Source organism: Candidatus Avelusimicrobium luingense (assembly GCF_902757105.1).
GTDB lineage: Bacteria > Elusimicrobiota > Elusimicrobia > Elusimicrobiales > Elusimicrobiaceae > Avelusimicrobium > Avelusimicrobium luingense.
The window spans coordinates 44,820-64,107 of the sequence record NZ_CACVTK010000003.1 but is presented as its reverse complement, the minus strand read 5'-3'; the positions used below and the strand labels follow the sequence as shown (position 1 = coordinate 64,107).

Genomic DNA, 19,288 nt, shown 5'->3' with positions numbered 1-19,288 from the left:
ATGAGACAAGCGGTCAAAATTTCGGATAACGTCTATTGGGTGGGAGCCATTGATTGGAATTTGCGTGATTTTCATGGTTATTCTACCCACCGCGGCACGACGTATAATGCCTATTTGGTGTTGGGCGAAAAACCTACCTTAATAGATACAGTAAAAAAAGAATTTTACGACGAGATGTTAGAGCGCATACAAAGTGTGATTGATCCGAAAAAAATTCAAATTATTATTTCCAATCATTCGGAATTAGACCATTCCGGCGCGCTCGTGCAAACGGTACAAGCCACCGAACCCGAAGAAGTATATGTCTCGCCGATGGGACTGAAAAATTTAATGAGTCATTTCCACCAAGATTTGCGCTTTAAAGTGGTAAAAACCGGCGATAAAATCAATATCGGCAGCGACGTTATTTCTTTTGTGGAAGCGCGCATGCTTCACTGGCCGGACAGTATGTTTTCGTATTTAGAAAAAGAAAATATCCTGTTTAGTAACGATGTGTTTGGTATGCACTACGCAACTTCCCGTTTGTTTGACGACGAGAATGATGAAAAAATTTGGATGACCGAGGCCGAAAAATACTACGCCAATATCGTCATGCCCTATTCGGATATTGTACTTCGGTTTTTAGAACAGTTGAAGAAAATGAATTTATCACCTAAAATGATCGCTCCCGATCACGGATTTATTTGGCGCAAAGATCCCGCACGTATCGTCGAATTATACGGTAAATGGGCTGCCCAAAAACCGACAAATAAAGCGGTTATCGTCTATGATAGTATGTGGGGCAGCAGCGAAAAAATGGCCCGCCAAATTGCGGATGGTATATCGTCGTGCGGTACACAAGTAAAAGTGGTGTCTATGCACCACAGCGACAGGAGTGATGTCGCGCTTGAATTACTAAACAGTGCGGCGCTTATCGTCGGTACGCCGGTACTTAATAGTCAAATTTTCCCCTCTATGGCCGATGTGCTTTGTTACCTGAAAGGAATTCGTAAGAAAAATTTAATCGGCGCGGCGTTCGGTTCGTACGGATGGAACGGTGCCCCGATAGATAGCGTAACAAAGATGTTAGAAGAAATGGGCGTAGAAATAATATCACCTGCAGTGAAATCCCCCTTTGTCCCCGACGATAAAATGTTAAACCAATGTTATGAATTAGGGGTACAAATCGGGCAAAAAATTAACGAAAAATTACACGCATAATATGGAACTAAACGAGATAAATAAAGGCTTGCAATACATTACTTACGGACTATATATTTTAACCGTTGCCGACGAAAAACAAAAAAACGGTATGATTGTGAACACCGTTTTTCAAGTAACGGCTACTCCCCCCTGCGTGGCAATTTCCGTCAATAAACAAAGTTTGACGCACGAAATTTTGTTACGCATCCGTCGTTTTGCAGCCATGCCGCTTGATCAGACGGCGACATTACCCTTTATCGGTATTTTCGGTTTTCGTACCGGACGTAATTTTGATAAATTTTCCAAAGTGGCTTTTACGACGGGGAAATTAGGTTGTCCGATTGTAAACGACCATACTTTGTCGTTTTTGGAAGCGGAAGTTTCTCAGACGTTAGACATGGGAACACATACTATTTTTGTAGGCGAAGTAAAACATGCCGGCGTGTTTCAAACTAATCATCCGGCTTTGACGTATGAATATTATCATCACGTCATCAAAGGCAAAGTGCCGCCCGGTGCAACGCACCAATTTTAGAAAAGGAGAAAATGTATGGTAAAATATGTTTGTGAAATTTGTGGTTATGTGTATGATCCCGCAGTAGGCGATCCGGAAAACGGAATTCCGGCCGGAACCGCTTGGGAACAGGTAAAAGAAGATTGGGTATGCCCTGTTTGCGGGGTAGGAAAGGCCCAGTTCACCGCGCAAAATTAAATTTTGGGGCGGTTTTGAAAAAAATGCTTAAATTTTAAGGATTTTTTCATAACAAACGGGCGTTACGAAAAACGCCCGTTTTTTTGGGGTTATTACAAAATCAAAAATAGTTTAAGTTCTATTGAAAAAATACTATAATACAACTATGAAGATTTTATATGTGATTACTTCCACCGAAACAGGCGGCGCAGAAAAAGCATTGTCTGCTTTAGCACAAGAAACAGTTCGCCAGGGCCATGTGGTGCGTATTTTATGTATCAAACCATTAGGACGTATTGCCCAAGAATTACAACAAAACGGACTGGAAGTAAAAACCATATCTAGTAAACTGCCGGGAAAAACCATACAAAAATTAAAAGCGGAAATGGCTGATTTCAAACCGGATATTGTCCATGCTATGCTTTTTCGTGCGATAGAATATGCGCGAATTGCCTGTGCAAGAACCGGAGTAAAATTAGTAGTTACCCCCCACTTTGATTTATCTAAAAAGCCGTTTTTATTTCGCTTGGCAGACCGTTTATTAGAAGCCAAAGATACATTGGCCATAGCGGAATCTCTCTCCACGGCAGAGTATTTAATTAACCATCAAGGCTATCCGAAAAACAAGGTTTATCTCTTGCCGAATGGCATAGATAAAACGCAATTTTATAAAGATGATTCGTTACGAAATGCCATGCGTGCCCGAAAAAGTTTTCACGTGAAAACAGTTGTTTTTGTATGCGTGGCAAGATTAGCCGCTGTCAAAGATCCTTTAACTCTATTACAAGCCTTTCGTAATGTATGGATGCGTAATCAAAACACTCGGCTGGTATATGTAGGAGAAGGGGAAGAGCGCGCTAAATTAGAGGCTTATATTCATCAAAGCGGCATGGATAAAGCGGTTTTTTTAGAAGGGGAGCGCGACAATATAAACGCTTATTTGAATATGGCAGATGTGTTTGTTTTATCTTCCAAAGAAGAAAGTTTGCCGCTTGCTTTATTAGAAGCAATACAGGTGGGCTTGCCTTGTGTAGTTAGCCGGGTGGGCGATATGCCTGTTTGGGTAGAGCATGGGGCAAACGGGTATTTGTTTAACCCCGGAGATATTACCCTACTGAGTTGCCTATTGAGTTTGCTGGCGGATAACGAAGGTCTCCGTCGGGAGATGGGGAAAAAATCGCTTGAAAAAGCCGCTAAAATCACGGATCCTTTTACACAGTATCAACAGATTTATCAACAACTAATCAAGGGGGAGTTTTCACGTGAAAACTAACCCGTAGGAGAATTAAATGGAAGCACGATTATTTATAATTGCATGTATTATGTTTATCTTTTATAAGATAAGCAAATATTGGATAAAACAAGACAAACTGACTCAACGATTTGTCTATTGGCATACGGCGTATTTGTTGTTAATTTTACATAGTGCGTTGTATTTGGTCTTATTTGTAATGAGCGGCGGGCCGGGGGGGATATTCCCTTGGGGGAAATTCATCATCGGCTCTTTAGCGATAATTGGCTATACTATATTTAGTTTTATTAAAAATCGTTCTCTTACAAAGGAAGCACAAGCCCCACTTATTAAATCGGCTTTAGATTGGTGCAATACCGTATATTTTGCCGGATTTGTAGCGTCTGTGGTTATGTTTTTCTTTTTACAAGCATTCAAAATTCCGTCTGCCTCTATGCGGGATACCTTATTAGAAGGGGATCATTTGTTTGTCAATAAAATGGCTTATGGCGTGCAAATTCCGTTTACGGATAAGAAATTGTGGGCCAAACCCATACAAAAGGGGGATATTATCATATTTGAATTTCCGGCAGAATCTCGTGAGCAGCAAAATTGCGGCGGGAGTCAATATAAGCGTGATTTTGTTAAACGCGTCATTGCGCTGCCCGGAGATACGGTAGAAGTGAAAGACTCCCGTGCCTATGTTAATGGAGAACTTCAGCCGCTTATGCCTTATGAAAAATTTGATGATGTAAAACGTGTTCATTATGCGCCGGAAGAAATCCCGGTAATTGTCAAAGAAAACTACCAACAATTTTGGCAAGATCACGAGTTAGAACAAGTCTTTGGTATTTATTTACGTGACCAATTCGGCCCGGTTGTGGTGCCGCAAGATACCTATTTTGCCATGGGGGATAACCGCGATAATTCATGTGATTCTCGTTTTTGGGGCCCGGTACCGCTTAAAAATATCAAAGGAAAAGCGTGGCTGATTCACTGGCCGCCAAAGCGTATGGGTAAAGTGCAGTAGTTTTCACGTGAAAAATGATTGATTTTTAGTCGTAAATAATGTTTAATAATATATATCATACTTGGGAGGAACTATGGGAGAAATTGTTGTTGTTGCCAACCAAAAAGGCGGTGTAGGAAAAACCACTACATCTATCAATTTGTCATATGCGTTGGCATGTTTGAACCAAGAAGTACTTTTAATTGATTTTGACCCGCAAGGCAATGCCGGCTCCGGTTTAGGAGTCAATTTGCAAGAAGGGGACAAATCTGTTTATCATTTGCTTACAAAAACAGCCACTTTTGAACAAGTTGTCCGCCAAACATCTAATGAATTATTAGATGTTATTCCGGCCTGTAAACATTTGGCGGGGGCGGAAGTGGAACTTGTCAATGTGCGCGGACGCGAAAATATGTTAAAAGACGCATTAGAGCCGTTGCGCGCAATGTATAAGTATATTATTATTGATTGCCCGCCGTCTTTAGGTCTTTTAACGCTAAACGCCATGATGGCGGCTGATAGCGTGATCATGCCTGTCCAGTGCGAATATTACGCCATGGAAGGGATGGCTCACTTTATCAGTACTGTGGCCAAAATCAAACAATTTCTCCACCCGAAACTCAAATTAGACGGCGGTGTCCTTACCATGTTTGACTCCCGTATGAATTTGTCCAAACAGGTGTTTTCCGAAGTCAGCCGCTTTTTTGGTGACCAAGTATATAAAACACCTATTCCGCGCAATATCCGGCTTGCCGAAGCGCCGAGTTTCGGGCAATCTATCTTTGATTACGACCCGGCTTGCCGCGGGGCCAATGCCTATATTCAACTCGCTATTGAATTTTTAAGCCGCCGTGGGGCAGATGCGGAAGAGTACCGCTCGTTCCAAATGACCGGCGAACGAACTGTAAATTACGATTTTGGAGGATAAGTATGGTAAGACAGGCTTTAGGAAAAGGGTTAGATGCCCTTATTAAACAAACGCAAGAAATTTCCGAAATGACAACGCAAGAAGCGCAACAAGCGGCTCCGGCGGGGACAACTGTTTCAAAAATTGCAGTTAATAAAATTGTTCCCAACCGTTTTCAGCCGCGTCGCGTATTTGACGAAGAAAAACTCCAAGAACTGGCCCAGTCCATTAAAGAACACGGCCTTACACAACCGATTGTAGTGGTGTATGATGCCGGGTTAGATAAATATGAAATCGTCGTCGGGGAACGTCGTTTTCGCGCTACGCAACTGGCCGGACTTACCGAAATTGACGCCATCGTTCATAAACATTTGGGCGACCAAGAAATGTGCGCACTCGCTTTAATTGAAAATATTCAACGCGAGGATTTGAACCCCATTGAAACGGCGCTCGGTTACCGCAATTTGATGAGTAAGTTTTACATCACGCAAACCGATTTGGCGTCATATTGCGGCAAATCAAAAGCCGCCGTTTCCAATGCCCTTCGCTTGTTGGAATTAGAGCCTGCTATTCAAGAAGCGTTGCAAGCCGGCACCATTAGCGAAGGCCACGGACGCGCGCTACTTATGGTAACCGATCCGGCAAAACGGGATATGCTATTCAAAAAAATGAACGGCAGCAAAATGTCGGTGCGCCAAGCCGAAGATGCGGCGCGTGCATTGATGTTTCCGACGAAAAAACCCGCTAAAACGGCCAAAGCCGCCGATATTGCGAGTTTTGAAAACGACTTGCAAGCCGCGCTAGGTACCAAAGTAGAAGTCAAATGCGGCAAGAATGTCAAAAAAGGGACGCTGGTGATTCATTATCATTCGTTAGATGAGTTAGATAATATTGCCAGCCGTCTTAAACACAAGATGTTATAACAGCTGTTGGTAAGTTCTGTAAGCACGCACAAGGTCACAAATTTTTTATTTGTGACCTTGTGTCGTGTTCCGGATAAACAATTTTCCAAAACCTGCCAATTTGCGTGTCCCTGCCCCTTGACGTAGCTAGCGCTACGCCCATGCGGGGCACTAGCCCACGCAACTTAGAACGGTTTTGAAAAATCATATAATCATCTACAAAGTTAGTCTATAACGAAACGTCTTTGTTAAGTTTCGCTACAAGAAAAAGGGACGGGCTCTTTTGAAGAGATCCGTCCCTTAACTACTTTGTTATAGTTTATTTTTCTTCGTAAAACGCGCGGATGGTGTCGCACACGCGCATCACTTGTTCTTGTGTGATTTCCGGGAACATCGGGATAGACAGCACTTCTTGTGCGGCCTTTTCCGCGTTGGGATAATCGGACGCTTTTAAGCCCAAGTGAGCATAGGCCGGTTGCTTATAAAGCGGTACCGGATAATATACGGCAGAGCCGATATTATGTTCTTTCAAATACGCTTGCAGTTCGTCGCGTCGTTCGGCGCGAATCGTAAATACATAGTACGATTGCGACGAGCCGGCGGGGGGAGTCGGCGGTAACATTACTGGCACACCGGAGAGCCCTTCTTCATACCATGCAGCGGCTTTGCGGCGTTTTTCCGTCCATTCTTCCAAATGCGGTAATTTCACGCGCAAAATAGCGGCTTGAATTTCGTCCATACGCAAGGTAGAGCCTTCCAAATCATATTCATAGGCTTTGCCTAACGCGCGCCCGCTGTGACGTAACGAGCGGCAGCGGTTGGCGATTTCGTCATCGTTGGTGGTAATACAACCCGCATCCCCACAAGCCCCTAAATTTTTACTCGGATAGAAACTAAAGCATCCTGCATCACCGATGCCGCCTACCATCACGCCGTCGCAAGTAGCCAAATGGGCTTGGGCGCAGTCTTCAATTACTTTTAAGCCATGTTCGTTAGCCAAGTGCATAATCGCGTCCATATTGGCCGGATATCCATACAAGTGGACGGGCAAAATGGCTTTTGTTTTTTTCGTGATTTTGCGTTCTACATCGGTAACATCTATATTGTAGGTGTGGGGGTCAATGTCGGCAAATACAAATTGTGCGCCCGTTAACGATACGGATGAAGTCGTAGCAATAAACGTAAACGGAGTAGTGATTACTTCGTCCCCCGGGCCGATGCCGGCGGCTTTGAGTGCAATTTGAATGGCACTTGCGCCCGACGAGCAGGTAATACAATGTTTCACGCCGATAGTTTTTGCAAATTCTTCTTCAAATTTTTCGGTTTGCGGGCCGAGCAACCAATGCATGGAATTTAATGCTTCGGCGGCGGCCGCGTTGATTTGTTCTTTCAAACTATCGTGTTGTTCTTTGAGATTAAAGAGCGGTATCGGTTTTTCTTCCATATTAAAAACTCCTATTTATACAAACTATGAACTTCCGGCATTTCCAAAAGTTCTTTCGTAATTTTGCAAAATTCTTTTCCGGTGAAGGTGGCCACAAGGCTCAAGTGAAATTGATTATCTTGTTTGGTAATTTCTTGTTTGAGCACTTTAACATTATGCTTTTCAATGGCAGCGGTGATGTTTTCTACCACTTCCCAGCGCGGCTCACAGGTCAGATAAATGGTATCGTAGTGCTTGAGAAATTCCACGAACCCGATGGTACGGCGCATACCGAATTGCAGAATTAAAATGGCGCAGGCGGTTAACGTGGCCCAAACATATTGTCCGTAACCGATAGCCATACCAATAGCCGCCACCACCCATACACTGGCGGCAGTAGTTAAGCCGGAGATTTTGTTTCCGTCGCGCAGGATAGAGCCCGCACCGATAAAACCCAACCCCGTTACTACTTGCGCGGCAATACGTCCCGGGTCGCCGCCCAAGTGGCCCATTTGTTCAGACAAGATTGTGAACAAAAGCGCCCCCAAGCAAATCAAACAGTTGGTGGCATAACCGGCGGGTTTGTCGTGGTATTGGCGTTCCATACCTAAGGCTCCGCCTAAGACTAGCGCCAAAAATACTTTTAAGAACATTTCTTCCATACTATTATCCTACAAAAAAAATCCGCCGCATAAAAGCGGCGGATGTCATTTTTTGATGAATTAGAAACGGCAACCTAATTTAAGCATTACTAATATATGGTGATAATGCCCGCGTCCGAAGGTGTCTTTTACTTCGTCAGCCGTTTTGATGTAGTAGTAGCGGCCTTCTACACCGAAAACCAAACTGTCGTCTAAGTCAAATTCTAACCCGGCACCTAACATGTTGGCCAAGCCGGTTCCGTCGGTGGTAACGTGTCCGCCTGCCGCCAATTTTTGGCGTACAAACGTATGGGCTAACCCCGCACCAAACGGAATATATACACGGGTGGCTTGCGAGGGGAAGAAACTAAAACGTCCCGTTACGAGCCCGGTGACTACACCGGTACGATAATAATCGCCGGCGGCATTTTTTTCACCATCACCGAGTTGGGCATAGTTCCCGTCCAACCCTAAGCCGAAGAAAGGCACCAAATTGCGGGTGAACCCGAGCCCGGCCGTAAAACCGGTGGTTCCTAAATCAAAGCCGTTTTTTTGCCAATTATCTTGGGGCAAAGCCACGCCTCCGTACATTTCTACGCGGGTCGTGTTTTTGCGAAGGCCGTATTCTTGTAAACCGTAGTAATCTTGCGCTACGGCAGGTACGGCGATAAGTAACGCACATAATGCTAATAGTTTTTTCATAGGGTTTGTTTTCTCCTTGCTTATATTGTAAAAATTTTACAACCCTTTTACAATATGTAATTGTCGCTTAGGACTTTGGAAAGTTCCTTGACGGTTTTCTTCTACCACGCGATCCCATTCACCGCGGGCTTTCAAAATTTGTTCGGCAATATCGCGTACGGCGCCGCTTCCGCCATGGCGTTGGCTTACATAAAGGGCACGCTCTTTCACTTCGGGGATACTGTTTTCTACCGCTAACGGAAGTCCCACCCGGTCTATTACACCCAAATCGATTAAATCGTCTCCGATAAAAGCCGTTTCTTCGGGGCGAACGCCAAACTTGGCTTGTAAATAGTCCAGTGCGTGGTGTTTAACCGGTGTATTATAAAACAAAAAGTCCATTCCCAAAATTGCTGCCCAATACTCCAGTGTCGGGCTGGCTCCGCGTGAAATAATACCGGTTTTAATTCCGCAATGGGCCAAATACATCAGGCCCATGCCGTCTAAAGATTCAAAATGTTTAATCTCGCGTACGGTGCCGTCATGGTCGGTAAAAAAACTGAGAGTGCTATCCGTCATCACGCCGTCCACGTCGGTAAGTAACACACGCAAGTTTTTTGCTTTTTGGATGAAAAGGGGGGAAAGTTCACTCATATATTTATTATATCTTTTATAGAGATAACTTGAAAAATTATATAATAAGCGTATGAAGAAAATAGCCGGAATTTTAGCGGTGTTATGTTTGCTAGCGGGGTGTATGCCCAAAACGGTCATCAGCCCGACGTATGATTTTTCGCAAATGCACCGCATCGGTATTATGGCGTTTGACAGCCCTTGGCAAACAATGCAAGGAGCGGAAAATTTATTTGCCAAATACTTATTAGAAAGCGGTTTTAAGGTGGTAGAACGCGCGCAACTGGAAAGCATTTTAGGCGAACACCACATTGCCGTGTCCGGGTATTTGTCGCCGCAAACTACGCGCGAAATCGGAAAAATTTTAGGCGTGGATGTATTGTTGGTGGGGGAAGTTAGCAATTATACACCGGCGCGTACGGAGTTAGCACTTACTGCGCAACGCCAACTTAAAACGCGCCCCATTTATCAGCAAGAAGTGGTGCGCCGCCCGGACGGAACATACGCCGGATATTTGCGTAACGTGGGAACGGAAGTTTCCCGCTCGTCCGATGTGCGCCCTACGACCTATACCATTGACGGTCATATCGGTTTGATTGCCAAAATGATAGATGTGGAAACGGCAGAAATCGTATGGGTTGGTTCGGCGGATGATACGTCTTCCAATCCGGTAGAAGCGGCGGATCGCTTGGCGCGTAAATTAGTCAAAAGTTTTCGTAAAGAATTAGCCAAACAGCAACAACAAAAATGACACAGACACCCTTTGCCCAACAAGCCATTGCTTTTGTTTGTAAGGTATTTTTCGGTACCGTAAAAATAGCCATAGTGGTCGTTGTGCTAACGGTAGGAGTTCTAATTGCCGGGCAGAGTGCTTTTGCGCCTATAAGCGTGCGGCTTTTAACGACGTACGGAATGGAATATGCCGTATCCAAATTAAAACCATATCGTCCGTTGTTTCCGGAGCCGTATGTAATTCATTTAGAAACTGATTAACAAGAGGATTATATGTTAGACATTAAACAAATCGTTGCAAAACCCGAAGAATTTAAAAAGCGTTTGTCTTTGCGCAAGCCCGAACTTGCCGGACAAATTGATGAAGTTTTAGCCAAATATACGTCGTACAAAACCGTACTAGCCCGTGTGGAAGAATTGCGCGCCAAACGCAACGAACTTTCTAAATCTATCGGTAAAATCAAAAAAGAACAAGGCGACGAAGCCGCCAAAACCGCGATGGCAGAAGTAGGCAAAATCAAAGCGGAAATGGCTGAAAAAGAAGCCGCTTTAGAGCCGCTTAAAAAGGAAGTGAACGATTTGCTTTTGTCTATTCCCAATATGCCTAACGAGAAAATTCCCGTCGGCGTTAGTGACGCGGATAACCCGGAATATATCCCTTGTTCTTTGCCCTTGCCGAAATTTGATTTCAAGCCGCTTGACCACCAAGCCGTCGGCGAAAAATTAGGCATTTTAGATTTTGAAGCCGCCGCTGCTTTGTCCGGTAGCCGCTTTGCACTTTTCAAGGGGCAAGGGGCGCGGTTGGAACGTGCGATTATTTCGTTTATGTTAGATATGCACGCTAAAAAAGGATATACGGAAATTTTGCCGCCGGTTATTGTGAACGAAGATATTTTAATCGGTACCGGCCAGTTGCCCAAATTCCGCGAAGATATGTATGAACTGACCGGCGAGCCGAAACAATTTTTAATTTCCACGGCGGAAATTCCGCTGACGAACTTAAACCGCATCCGCATTGTGCCGGAAGAAGAATTGCCGATTAAACTGACGGCTTATTCCCCGTGTTTTAGAAAAGAATCGGGCACGTACGGCAAAGATACGCGCGGGTTAATTCGCAATCACCAATTTGACAAAGTGGAACTCGTGATGCTTTCCAAGCCGGAAAATTCGTACGAAATGTTAGAGCAAATGGTGTCCGACGCACAAGATGTTTTGAAAGCGTTGGAAATTCCGTACCACGTCGTGGAACTTTGCAGCGGAGATATTGGCTTTTCGTCGGCAAAAACGTATGATATTGAAGTCTGGATGCCCAGCGAAAATAAATTCCGTGAGATTTCGTCTTGCTCTAACTGTTTGGATTTCCAAGCCCGCCGCATGGGGCTTCGCTATAAAAACGCACAAGGCAAACAGGAATATGTCCATACCTTAAACGGCAGCGGGCTTGCTGTCGGGCGCACTTTCGCGGCTATTTTGGAAAACTTCCAACAGGCCGACGGCTCTGTCATTATCCCTAAAGCCTTGCGCCCGTACTTCGGTGCAGATAAAATTGAGGCCAAAAAATAATGCGTAAGTGGGGGAAAATCGTTCTCGCGTTGTGGCTGACGGCCAACACCGTTTTGCCGCTTCGCGCGGAAATCAAACTGCCGCCCGATGTGATGCTCCACGCTACACAAGGCATCAACGGCGTGTATAGTTTAGATTATCCCACCGCCCAAAAAAACATTCAAGAAGTATTTGACGCGTACCCCGATCATCCGTTTGCGCACTTCGGTAATGCGATGATTGCGTGGAGCCGCTACGAGTACGAGTTTGAAACCAGCGACGATAAACAACGCAAAGTCTTTGAAAAAATTTTAGACGATTCTATTGCCGGTATTAAACGTTGGATTAAAACTCACCCCGATGACCCTAATGCTTATATGGGTATCGGTGCTTTGTATGGGCTTCGCGCGTTATTTTCCATGCGAAACCGCAATTGGGTCGTTGCCTATTTTTCCGGCCGCCGCGCAATTAACAATTTAGAAAAATCGTTGGCGTTAGATCCGTCGTATTATGATGCCTTTTTCGGGTTGGGAATTTATCAGTATTTCGCGGGAACGCTGCCCACGGTTATTAAAGTCCTTGCCAAAATTGTGGCTATCAAAGGCGATCCGGACGAAGGCGTCCGCCAATTAAATATGGCGCGCCAAAAAGCCATGTTCACTTCCGATAGTGCTAAACTGATTTTAATTGAAGTGCAAAATACGCGCGGCAGTAAATTTTATAATCCGCAAAAATCGCTGGAGTTTATCCGCGAATTGCGCGCCAAATATCCCACCAATCCGCTGATGCATTATGTGGAAGTAATTTGTCTGTATGAAACGGGCCATTACAACGATGTTACCGCGCAAGCCCAATATTTTTTAGACCAAATCGGGCATAGCCAATTTTATAAAGACATTTATATTTCCCGCGCCTACACCGCTTTGGGAACGGTGCAAATGGCTCAAGGAAATTTTGAGGCTGCCCGCGACCTTTTTGAACAAGGCCGGCAAGCCGTTAAAAATCAAGAACCCAGCCGCTGGGGCGTGTGGAACGAACTGCGATTGGGGCAAGTGTATGATATTTTAGGCGAACGCGAAAAAGCGCGCAAACAATATCAATATGTGCTATCATTCAAAGATAAATGGGGATTTGACGAACAAGCCAAAAGTTTATTAAAAAAACCCTATGTAGTACCGGAAACCGGCGTGGGTCCGTTGCCCCCGCAGGCCAATTAAATTTGTAAAAAATTAACATTAAGGAGAAACCATGAAAAAACTACTTGCTGTGTTGTGTGCTGTTTTTTGCTTAGGTACCTTGTCTTTTGCGGAAGGTATCAATGCCGGTGACCAAATGGTCAGTGGAACTGTTGGTTTTGGCGCAGGGTTACAAAAATCCGGTTGGCAATTTGACGGAAACGATGTGGATTGGGGTACGTTTGGCGCTACCTTCGGCGCATCGTATATGTTTTTCCCGTCTGAATATTTCGGCGTCGGTGTAGAAATAAATGATGGCGTTTTTGCCGGCGAAGAGGATGACGTTACGGTTTTGGGTGTCAAAACCGAAATGGAAAATGCGATGAACGTGTTTAACTTGATGGCGTCTTTCCGTGCGAACTTAAATCCCCAAGAACGCACTCGTTTTTATATTCCGTTTGGAGCGGGGTTGACCTCTGCCACGCAAAGTATTAAAGAAACGGTCGGCGGATGGGAACGCACAGAAAGTGCTTCCTATAATTCGTTTGGGTGGTTTGTCGGCTTGGGGTTTGAAATTGACCTCGGGCAAGGCAACTGGTCGCTGGGCGGCGAAGCGCGCTACAATGCATTTACCTATGATACCGATAAAATGATGAGAAAAGTAGATGGCGATGGCGCCGGAAAGAAAGATTACAGTTATCTTTCTGTTGCCTTCAAAGCCAGTTACCGTTTCTAATTAAAAGATTCAGCAAAAACCGCTCCCGTAAAACGGGGGCGGTTTTATTTTGGTTATAGCATCCTTATAAAGGATATAAGCGTACTCCTAAATAAGTAGTGGGAGAAGCAGATATTCCCATGACCTTTTTACAGAATTTTCCGGCGGGAGAAGTGGAAGTTTCTTCCGCGCAGAAAAACTTTTTCTCATAAGAACTCGTCCCTTGGTGGACAAATACAATGCCCTGTCCGGAATAGGGGGCCTTATTAAATACGGCGGTAGACCAAACCCCTTGGGGAGAATTGTTATTAAGAACCAACTCCATGTAGTCGGTTTTTCTGATGGCATCGGTTGAAGAAGTGGCGTATCCCGTAGTACTCGCGTCCGCTGTTGTTAAATTATCAAAGGCAATATCCAACTCATCAAACCGTGTGGCATACGTTCCGTTAGCCATAAAGTAAGTTTCTTGAGCCGTAGTGATTGCTTTAACTGCGGCATATAATTGGGCCGTGCGGCTTTTCCAAACGGCTTTTTGATACTGTGGTACAGCCACCGCCGCTAAAATGCCGATAATCAGCACAACAACTAAAAGTTCTATTAACGTAAATGCTTTGTTATTCATAAAAATCTCCTTTTACTGCTACTAATAGTATGGTCTTTTTTTCTTGATTTTTCAAGGATGTTCAGTAGAGAGACGGCCTTGATTTTTACCACTAGTATGTTAGAATATAAAAACAAAAGGAGTGTTTATGAAAAACCGGAAGAAATTTTATTTCATACTTTTTAACGTACTGTTTGCGCTGTCCGCTGTTCAGGCCAAAACAGAAATCCCTGTTTTGAAGAAGGCAGATTCGCCGGTGCGGTCTGTTGCCGGACGCGTGCAACAACCGGCAAAAAATGCCCAAAAGAAAACGTCTCCGCTAGATGATCCTTTTACGATTAAATATGCTTATCCCGGAACGGAAGTTTCTACTAACATTGTGGCATTGGATATGACGACGAAAGATAACAACGGAGGGGTTCATTTTGCTGTTTGTTCCGGCTTGCATTATCATTCGCGTTGGATTGTAACGGCCGCACATTGTGTGGTGGGTTTCGGCACCAATACCAATCCCAGAGTGGTCGCCGGAGTAGAGCAACAACCTAACGGGGTATGGCGCGTCAGCCTTTCGCAGCCGCAAGCCAATATGCCGGCTAACGCAACGATTTATTTTTACCGTAACGGCTATGCCGAAGATAGCCCTTACGGCCATGCGGACGATATTGCGCTTATCGGGTTTGATAAACAAGACAAGATGCTTTCTTTAATGACGGAAAATCTAAAACAATTAGATACCCAATATGCCCAGATGAAAAAAGCGACCGCGTCTTTACCGTCTGAACAAACTATAAATACTCTTGATTCTATGCAAATGGCGACGCGCGATCAAATGGCCCGCAAGATAAACGATAAAAAACGCTTTTTGCGCCAACCGCTGGACGATTATCATTTCATGACGTTCAGCCCGGAAAGCGCCCGCTTGGAACTGGCCGGCAGAACGGGTAAAAGTTTTTGGTTTGAGCCAGAAGGCCCCTATCCCGAAACAAGACGTAAATTGCCGGTTGTCTTTAATTTTACCTATGAGCAAATTACGCCCAACGATGATCATACGGTGCGTTGGATAGGAACGGCGGTGGGGGGAATGTCCGGCACTTCGCGGATCATTAACGGATATGTGGTCGGCTTCGGCAGCGGTAGCGACGGCCCCAACACGGAACGTACCGCGCTTCTTACGGATGATTTCGTCGCTTTCTTAAAGCGTTATATGGGTACAGATTACAAGAAAGGGCTTTGTGTGCGTTCGGTGGCCGGCGAAGAAGCCGCTACTCAACGGACGCAACCGTAATTTTACTGTAACGTATGTAAAAAGCGCGGAATTTTTTCCGCGCTTTTTTTAACTTTGTTTATTTAACTTCACGTGCCACAAAAATTCGGTATTTCCGTGCGTGCCCTTTATCGGGCTTTCTATTACTTCGCCCGACTCGCCGCCGTATTTTTCTTTTATACTGTCAAAGAAATCGTTCACACGTTTGATAGCCAGTTGGCGGTTTTCGTCGGTTTTTACAATACCGTGCGGTACTTGTTTAGGGGAGAGTTCAAATTGCGGTTTAATTAAGAAAACGATTTCGCTTTTATCTGCCATCACCTTAAATAAGGGTTCCATAATCATAGTTAAGGAAATAAAAGAGACATCTACTGCAGCAAACTGCGGGGCGGTTTCAAACAAATCGGCCGTCATATAGCGGGCGTTTGTTTCCGGCTTAAAATGAAAATTTTTATAACGGCGCATTTCGTCAGCCAGTTGTCCTTTGCCCACGTCCACGCCGTACACTTCTTTGGCCCCGGCCTGAATCATACAATCACTAAATCCGCCGGTGGCTACGCCGATATCTACACACACTTTATCTTTAACAGAAATGTCCCAATGTTTCAGTGCGCCCGCTAATTTTAAGCCGCCGCGCGAGACATAAGGGCAAGATTTTTCTTTGAGAGAAATTTTATCTTCCGGCAAAATCGTTCGGTCGGCGCGGGTATCTACCTCGCCGTTGACAAGCACTTCGCCTGCCATAATAGACGCTTGCGCACGGTTTCTGCTTGCAAAAAAACCTTGCTCTACAAGGGCCATATCCAAACGTAATTTTTTATTCGCCATCGGTATTTTCCGCGAGTTCCGTATCAAAAGGTTCTGTGAACATTTCAGCCCCTTTCTTTTTAAGTTCTTCTACTTTGAACTTAACCGTTTCCAACTTTTGCGCGAGTTCTTTGGAAAGCACGACGCCTTCTTCAAACAATTTGACCGAAGCGTCCAAATCGGTTTGTTCTTCTTCTAATTTCGCGACGATTTCTTCCAAACGCGAAAGTTGTTTTTCAAAGTTAAACTTTGTTGCCATAAAATACCTCACTTGACTTGCGTATAAATCATACCGTCTTGTACTTGCACATAAATTTCTTCGCCGCTTTGCGTTTGCCCGACGCGGCTGATGACCGAGCCGTCTTTTTTGCGTGTGATACTGTACCCGCGCTTTAATACGGCTTGCGGGCCAAGCGCGTTGAGTTTCTGTGTAGCAAGTTCCAAACGCGTTTCAAATTGCGTAGTTTTTTGTGCATAAGCGGTTTCTAAACGGGAAGTCAAATCATCTAATTGCAATTCTTTTTCTTGCGTAAGCACCGACGGACGCTTAAAAACAGGCGAGTTAACTGCCAAATCATAGCGGCGTTTGGCACGTTCGTAAAATAAATGAACGGCTTGTAACAGACGTTTTTGCAAATCGGCAATATGTTCTTGCGTGTTTTGCGAATTTTTTACAACGAGTTCCGCGGCGGCTGACGGTGTTGGTGCGCGCAAGTCGGCCACGAAATCGGCAATCGTAAAATCTACTTCGTGCCCGACGCACGAGATGACCGGAATTTTGCTTTTGAAAATAGCGCGCGCAACGATTTCTTCGTTAAAGGCCCATAAATCTTCCAAACTTCCGCCGCCGCGGCCCAGCAAAATGACGTCGGGCTTGGGGGTAAAGTGGTTGGCATCTTCCACGGCTTGCGCAATTTGCGGGGCGGCTTCGTCCCCTTGCACCAGCGTAGGAATAATTAAAATTTCCAAATGCGGGCTGCGCCGTTTTAACACGGATAAAATATCCCGCACGGCGGCTCCGGTAGGCGAAGTAATAACGGCAATTCGTTGCGGATAAGCGGGAATTTCTTGTTTATGTTCGGGGGCAAAAAGTCCTTCGCTTTCTAATTTCTTTTTAAGTTTTTCAAATTCCGCAAATAGGTTTCCCTTGGTTAAAAGTTCGGCGGTTTTAGCGGCAATTTGATAGCGGCCTTGCTTGGCGTAACACGAAAAATCACCGCCTACGCGCACTTGCATACCTTCTTGTAATTGGTCGCCGTATTTTTTGGCATCCCACCTAAACATCACGCCGGAAAGTAAGGCTTCGCGGTCTTTCAAATCAAAATATATGTGTCCGCTGGCGGCGGTGCGTAAATTGCTTACTTCCCCTTCCACAAAAATACCGCGAAACACGCCTTCTAACATTTGCTTGACGGCAAGCGTAATGGCGGTAACGGTAAAAACTTGTCCGCGAAAGGGAGATTCCGGTTCCATTTATTCTCCTTTGATTTTTTTAAGCCGTTCAATAAGGGCAGGTTCTTTGCCCAGAGTTCCCGGTTCAAAAAATTTTTTAGGATACGGCATATACGATTGTTTGACGTAATGATTGGGAAAATCATGCGCGTATTTGTAACCGCGGTTTTTGCCGCCCGAGCGCAAGTGATCGGGAACGGGGCGGTAGCGCCCTTCGCGCACTTCTTGCAAAGCGCTGTCTATGGCTAAATAAGCGGAATTACTTTTCGGGCAACACGCTACATAAATGGCCGCGTGGGCGAGCGGAATTCTTACTTCCGGCATCCCTAATTCTTCGGCGGCGGAAAAGGCGGCTTGTGCAATCATAATGGCGGCCGGCTCGGCGAGTCCCACGTCTTCGCTGGCGCAAATTAAAATACGCCGTGCGATAAAGCGCGGATCTTCGCCGCTTTCCAGCATGCGCGCTAACCAATAGGCGGTAGCATCGGGATCCGAGCCGCGCATAGATTTAATAAAAGCGGAAATAATATCGTAATGTTCGTCACCTTTTTTATCGTAATTGAGATGCCGGCGTTGGATACATTCTTTGGCAATTTCCAAATCAATGTGTTTAATTCCGTCTTTGCCCGGTTGCGTAGTAACAAACGCCAATTCGGCGGCATTTAACATTTTGCGGCTGTCGCCGTTAGCCTGAACGGTAAAAAATTCGGCGGCATCATCGTCAATTTGTGCGTGTTCGTCTTTGGCGGCGCGGTGTAAAATTTTAAGTAAGTCTTTGTCGCCCAATGCCTTAAATTCAAAAACGGAAAAACGCGAAAGTAAAGCCGTGTTGATATAAAAATAGGGGTTTTCCGTCGTAATGCCGATTAAAATGATTTCGCCTTTTTCTACGGACGGCAGTAAAACATCTTGTTGGGTTTTATTAAAATGGTGAATTTCGTCCAAAATAACCAGTGTGCGTTTTTGTTCAAACGTTGCCATGCGCGCGCGTTCTTTGGCTTCGGTGAGTACTTTTTTGATATCGGCAACTCCGGCAGCGGCGGCATTAAGTTCCACGGTGATGGCTTGCGTGCGCGAGGCAATATAGCGCGCCGTTGCCGTTTTGCCGCAACCGGGCGGCCCAAAGAAAACCGCCGATTTAATCATATCCGCTTCCAGCAAACGGCGAAGCATTTTGCCCTCTCCCAATAAATGCGGCTGTCCGGCAAAATCTTCCAATTTTTTAGGCGCTTGGCGCGCGGCCAACGGAACGGTGGTTTCTTCGTCGTGCATAAATTATTTTTGCGGTGTGTCTAAAGCGCTTTTGAATTTCAAAATTAAATCGTTTAAGCGTGAAACTTCTTCTTTGTGTTTGCCGCCTTCGTTTTGGGTTTGTGTATAATTTTGGGCGGCAAAATGGACGGCGGCCATTAAAGCGCGTTTGAGCGTATCAATTTCATCTAATTGGTCCATGTACGCTTCTACGCGGCCGGCCAGGTCGGACATTTCTACCACGCCGAGCCCTTCGCCTTCCATATCCAACTCAATACCTTTAACGGTAACTTGAACAATATCTCTTTTAGCCATATAGATTTATTGTATCTTTTTTTAGTCAAATGCGCCCAAGCAGTTGGTGTTGCTGCCACGCCCGATTTATGAAACAAAATCAGATGCGGGCAGATATCGCCTTCCGATAAAATTCCTGACGGAATTTTTCTGCA

23 protein-coding genes are annotated in these 19,288 nt (G+C 45.1%); 13 read left to right on the top strand and 10 right to left on the bottom strand.

The features are described from left to right. The 7 genes from ACQY3H_RS03610 to ACQY3H_RS03580 all read left to right on the top strand — a co-directional run bounded on the left by ACQY3H_RS03610 (position 1) and on the right by ACQY3H_RS03580 (position 5,943). Positions 1 to 1,200, top strand: a complete 1,200-nt coding sequence (locus ACQY3H_RS03610; protein ID WP_428074962.1) for an FprA family A-type flavoprotein — start codon at positions 1 to 3, stop codon at positions 1,198 to 1,200. 1 nt (position 1,201) lies between these two features. After that, the gene (locus tag ACQY3H_RS03605; protein ID WP_428074960.1) at positions 1,202 to 1,717 is read left to right on the top strand and encodes a flavin reductase family protein; all 516 of its coding nucleotides are present in this window, start codon (positions 1,202 to 1,204) and stop codon (positions 1,715 to 1,717) included. Between the two features lie 15 nt (positions 1,718 to 1,732). Then, positions 1,733 to 1,894, top strand: a complete 162-nt coding sequence (gene rd / locus ACQY3H_RS03600; RefSeq protein ID WP_428074958.1) for a rubredoxin — start codon at positions 1,733 to 1,735, stop codon at positions 1,892 to 1,894. A gap of 145 nt (positions 1,895 to 2,039) precedes the next feature. Continuing rightward, the gene (locus ACQY3H_RS03595) at positions 2,040 to 3,146 is read left to right on the top strand and encodes a glycosyltransferase (RefSeq protein WP_428074956.1); all 1,107 of its coding nucleotides are present in this window, start codon (positions 2,040 to 2,042) and stop codon (positions 3,144 to 3,146) included. 16 nt (positions 3,147 to 3,162) lie between these two features. Further along, entirely contained in the window at positions 3,163 to 4,134 is a 972-nt protein-coding gene (gene lepB, locus ACQY3H_RS03590; RefSeq protein ID WP_428074954.1) for a signal peptidase I, read from the top strand. Positions 4,135 to 4,207: 73 nt separating this feature from the next. Next, entirely contained in the window at positions 4,208 to 5,041 is an 834-nt protein-coding gene (locus ACQY3H_RS03585; RefSeq protein ID WP_428074952.1) for a ParA family protein, read from the top strand. A 2-nt stretch (positions 5,042 to 5,043) separates the two neighbouring features. Next, positions 5,044 to 5,943, top strand: a complete 900-nt coding sequence (locus tag ACQY3H_RS03580) for a ParB/RepB/Spo0J family partition protein (RefSeq protein ID WP_428074950.1) — start codon at positions 5,044 to 5,046, stop codon at positions 5,941 to 5,943. Positions 5,944 to 6,241: 298 nt separating this feature from the next. Here the strand turns inward: ACQY3H_RS03580 and ACQY3H_RS03575 are convergent, their stop codons facing one another. Genes ACQY3H_RS03575 through ACQY3H_RS03560 form a run of 4 tightly spaced genes read right to left on the bottom strand, consistent with a single transcriptional unit; the run spans position 6,242 to position 9,321 of the window. Then, positions 6,242 to 7,366: a DegT/DnrJ/EryC1/StrS family aminotransferase gene (locus tag ACQY3H_RS03575; protein ID WP_428074948.1), complete on the bottom strand. Its 1,125-nt coding sequence runs from the start codon at positions 7,364 to 7,366 to the stop codon at positions 6,242 to 6,244. Positions 7,367 to 7,377: 11 nt separating this feature from the next. Further along, the gene (locus ACQY3H_RS03570; protein ID WP_428074946.1) at positions 7,378 to 8,007 is read right to left on the bottom strand and encodes an MgtC/SapB family protein; all 630 of its coding nucleotides are present in this window, start codon (positions 8,005 to 8,007) and stop codon (positions 7,378 to 7,380) included. A gap of 60 nt (positions 8,008 to 8,067) precedes the next feature. Beyond that, the gene (locus ACQY3H_RS03565; protein ID WP_428074944.1) at positions 8,068 to 8,688 is read right to left on the bottom strand and encodes an outer membrane protein; all 621 of its coding nucleotides are present in this window, start codon (positions 8,686 to 8,688) and stop codon (positions 8,068 to 8,070) included. Between the two features lie 36 nt (positions 8,689 to 8,724). Beyond that, positions 8,725 to 9,321 carry a KdsC family phosphatase gene (locus tag ACQY3H_RS03560; RefSeq protein WP_428074942.1) on the bottom strand — a complete coding sequence of 199 codons (597 nt, stop codon included), beginning with the start codon at positions 9,319 to 9,321 and terminating at the stop codon, positions 8,725 to 8,727. 52 nt (positions 9,322 to 9,373) lie between these two features. Between ACQY3H_RS03560 and ACQY3H_RS03555 the strand changes: the two genes are divergently transcribed. The 5 genes from ACQY3H_RS03555 to ACQY3H_RS03535 are packed head-to-tail and all read left to right on the top strand — an operon-like array spanning position 9,374 to position 13,485. Next, positions 9,374 to 10,051, top strand: coding sequence for a CsgG/HfaB family protein (locus ACQY3H_RS03555; protein WP_428074940.1), 678 nt, complete (start codon positions 9,374 to 9,376; stop codon positions 10,049 to 10,051). Then, positions 10,048 to 10,293: a hypothetical protein gene (locus tag ACQY3H_RS03550; RefSeq protein WP_428074939.1), complete on the top strand. Its 246-nt coding sequence runs from the start codon at positions 10,048 to 10,050 to the stop codon at positions 10,291 to 10,293. The genes ACQY3H_RS03555 and ACQY3H_RS03550 overlap by 4 nt, the downstream gene beginning before the upstream one ends. Before the next feature lie 12 nt (positions 10,294 to 10,305). Next, positions 10,306 to 11,595: a serine--tRNA ligase gene (serS, locus tag ACQY3H_RS03545; protein ID WP_428074937.1), complete on the top strand. Its 1,290-nt coding sequence runs from the start codon at positions 10,306 to 10,308 to the stop codon at positions 11,593 to 11,595. Beyond that, a complete protein-coding gene (locus tag ACQY3H_RS03540; RefSeq protein WP_428074934.1) occupies positions 11,595 to 12,791 on the top strand; it encodes a tetratricopeptide repeat protein in 1,197 nt (398 codons plus the stop codon). Before serS ends, ACQY3H_RS03540 begins: the two co-directional genes overlap by 1 nt. Positions 12,792 to 12,822: 31 nt before the next feature. After that, a complete protein-coding gene (locus tag ACQY3H_RS03535) occupies positions 12,823 to 13,485 on the top strand; it encodes an outer membrane beta-barrel protein (RefSeq protein WP_428074932.1) in 663 nt (220 codons plus the stop codon). A gap of 64 nt (positions 13,486 to 13,549) precedes the next feature. Here ACQY3H_RS03535 and ACQY3H_RS03530 read toward each other — a convergent pair whose 3' ends face one another. Continuing rightward, positions 13,550 to 14,086, bottom strand: a complete 537-nt coding sequence (locus ACQY3H_RS03530) for a type IV pilin protein (protein WP_428074930.1) — start codon at positions 14,084 to 14,086, stop codon at positions 13,550 to 13,552. A 127-nt stretch (positions 14,087 to 14,213) separates the two neighbouring features. Here ACQY3H_RS03530 and ACQY3H_RS03525 point away from each other — a divergent pair, with 127 nt between their 5' ends. Then, positions 14,214 to 15,350, top strand: coding sequence for a trypsin-like serine protease (locus ACQY3H_RS03525; protein WP_428074928.1), 1,137 nt, complete (start codon positions 14,214 to 14,216; stop codon positions 15,348 to 15,350). Positions 15,351 to 15,398: 48 nt separating this feature from the next. Here the strand turns inward: ACQY3H_RS03525 and ACQY3H_RS03520 are convergent, their stop codons facing one another. The 5 genes from ACQY3H_RS03520 to ACQY3H_RS03500 are packed head-to-tail and all read right to left on the bottom strand — an operon-like array spanning position 15,399 to position 19,154. Continuing rightward, on the bottom strand, positions 15,399 to 16,157 hold the full coding sequence (locus ACQY3H_RS03520; protein WP_428074925.1) for a TlyA family RNA methyltransferase: 759 nt from the start codon (positions 16,155 to 16,157) through the stop codon (positions 15,399 to 15,401). Next, a complete protein-coding gene (xseB, locus tag ACQY3H_RS03515; protein ID WP_428074923.1) occupies positions 16,147 to 16,395 on the bottom strand; it encodes an exodeoxyribonuclease VII small subunit in 249 nt (82 codons plus the stop codon). The genes ACQY3H_RS03520 and xseB overlap by 11 nt, the downstream gene beginning before the upstream one ends. An 8-nt stretch (positions 16,396 to 16,403) precedes the next feature. After that, positions 16,404 to 17,609 (bottom strand): exodeoxyribonuclease VII large subunit, encoded by a 1,206-nt coding sequence (gene xseA, locus ACQY3H_RS03510; protein WP_428074921.1) that lies wholly within the window; start codon positions 17,607 to 17,609, stop codon positions 16,404 to 16,406. Further along, the gene (locus tag ACQY3H_RS03505; protein WP_428074919.1) at positions 17,610 to 18,860 is read right to left on the bottom strand and encodes a replication-associated recombination protein A; all 1,251 of its coding nucleotides are present in this window, start codon (positions 18,858 to 18,860) and stop codon (positions 17,610 to 17,612) included. Between the two features lie 3 nt (positions 18,861 to 18,863). Beyond that, positions 18,864 to 19,154 carry a hypothetical protein gene (locus ACQY3H_RS03500; protein WP_428074917.1) on the bottom strand — a complete coding sequence of 97 codons (291 nt, stop codon included), beginning with the start codon at positions 19,152 to 19,154 and terminating at the stop codon, positions 18,864 to 18,866. Between the last annotated feature and the right edge of the window lie 134 nt (positions 19,155 to 19,288).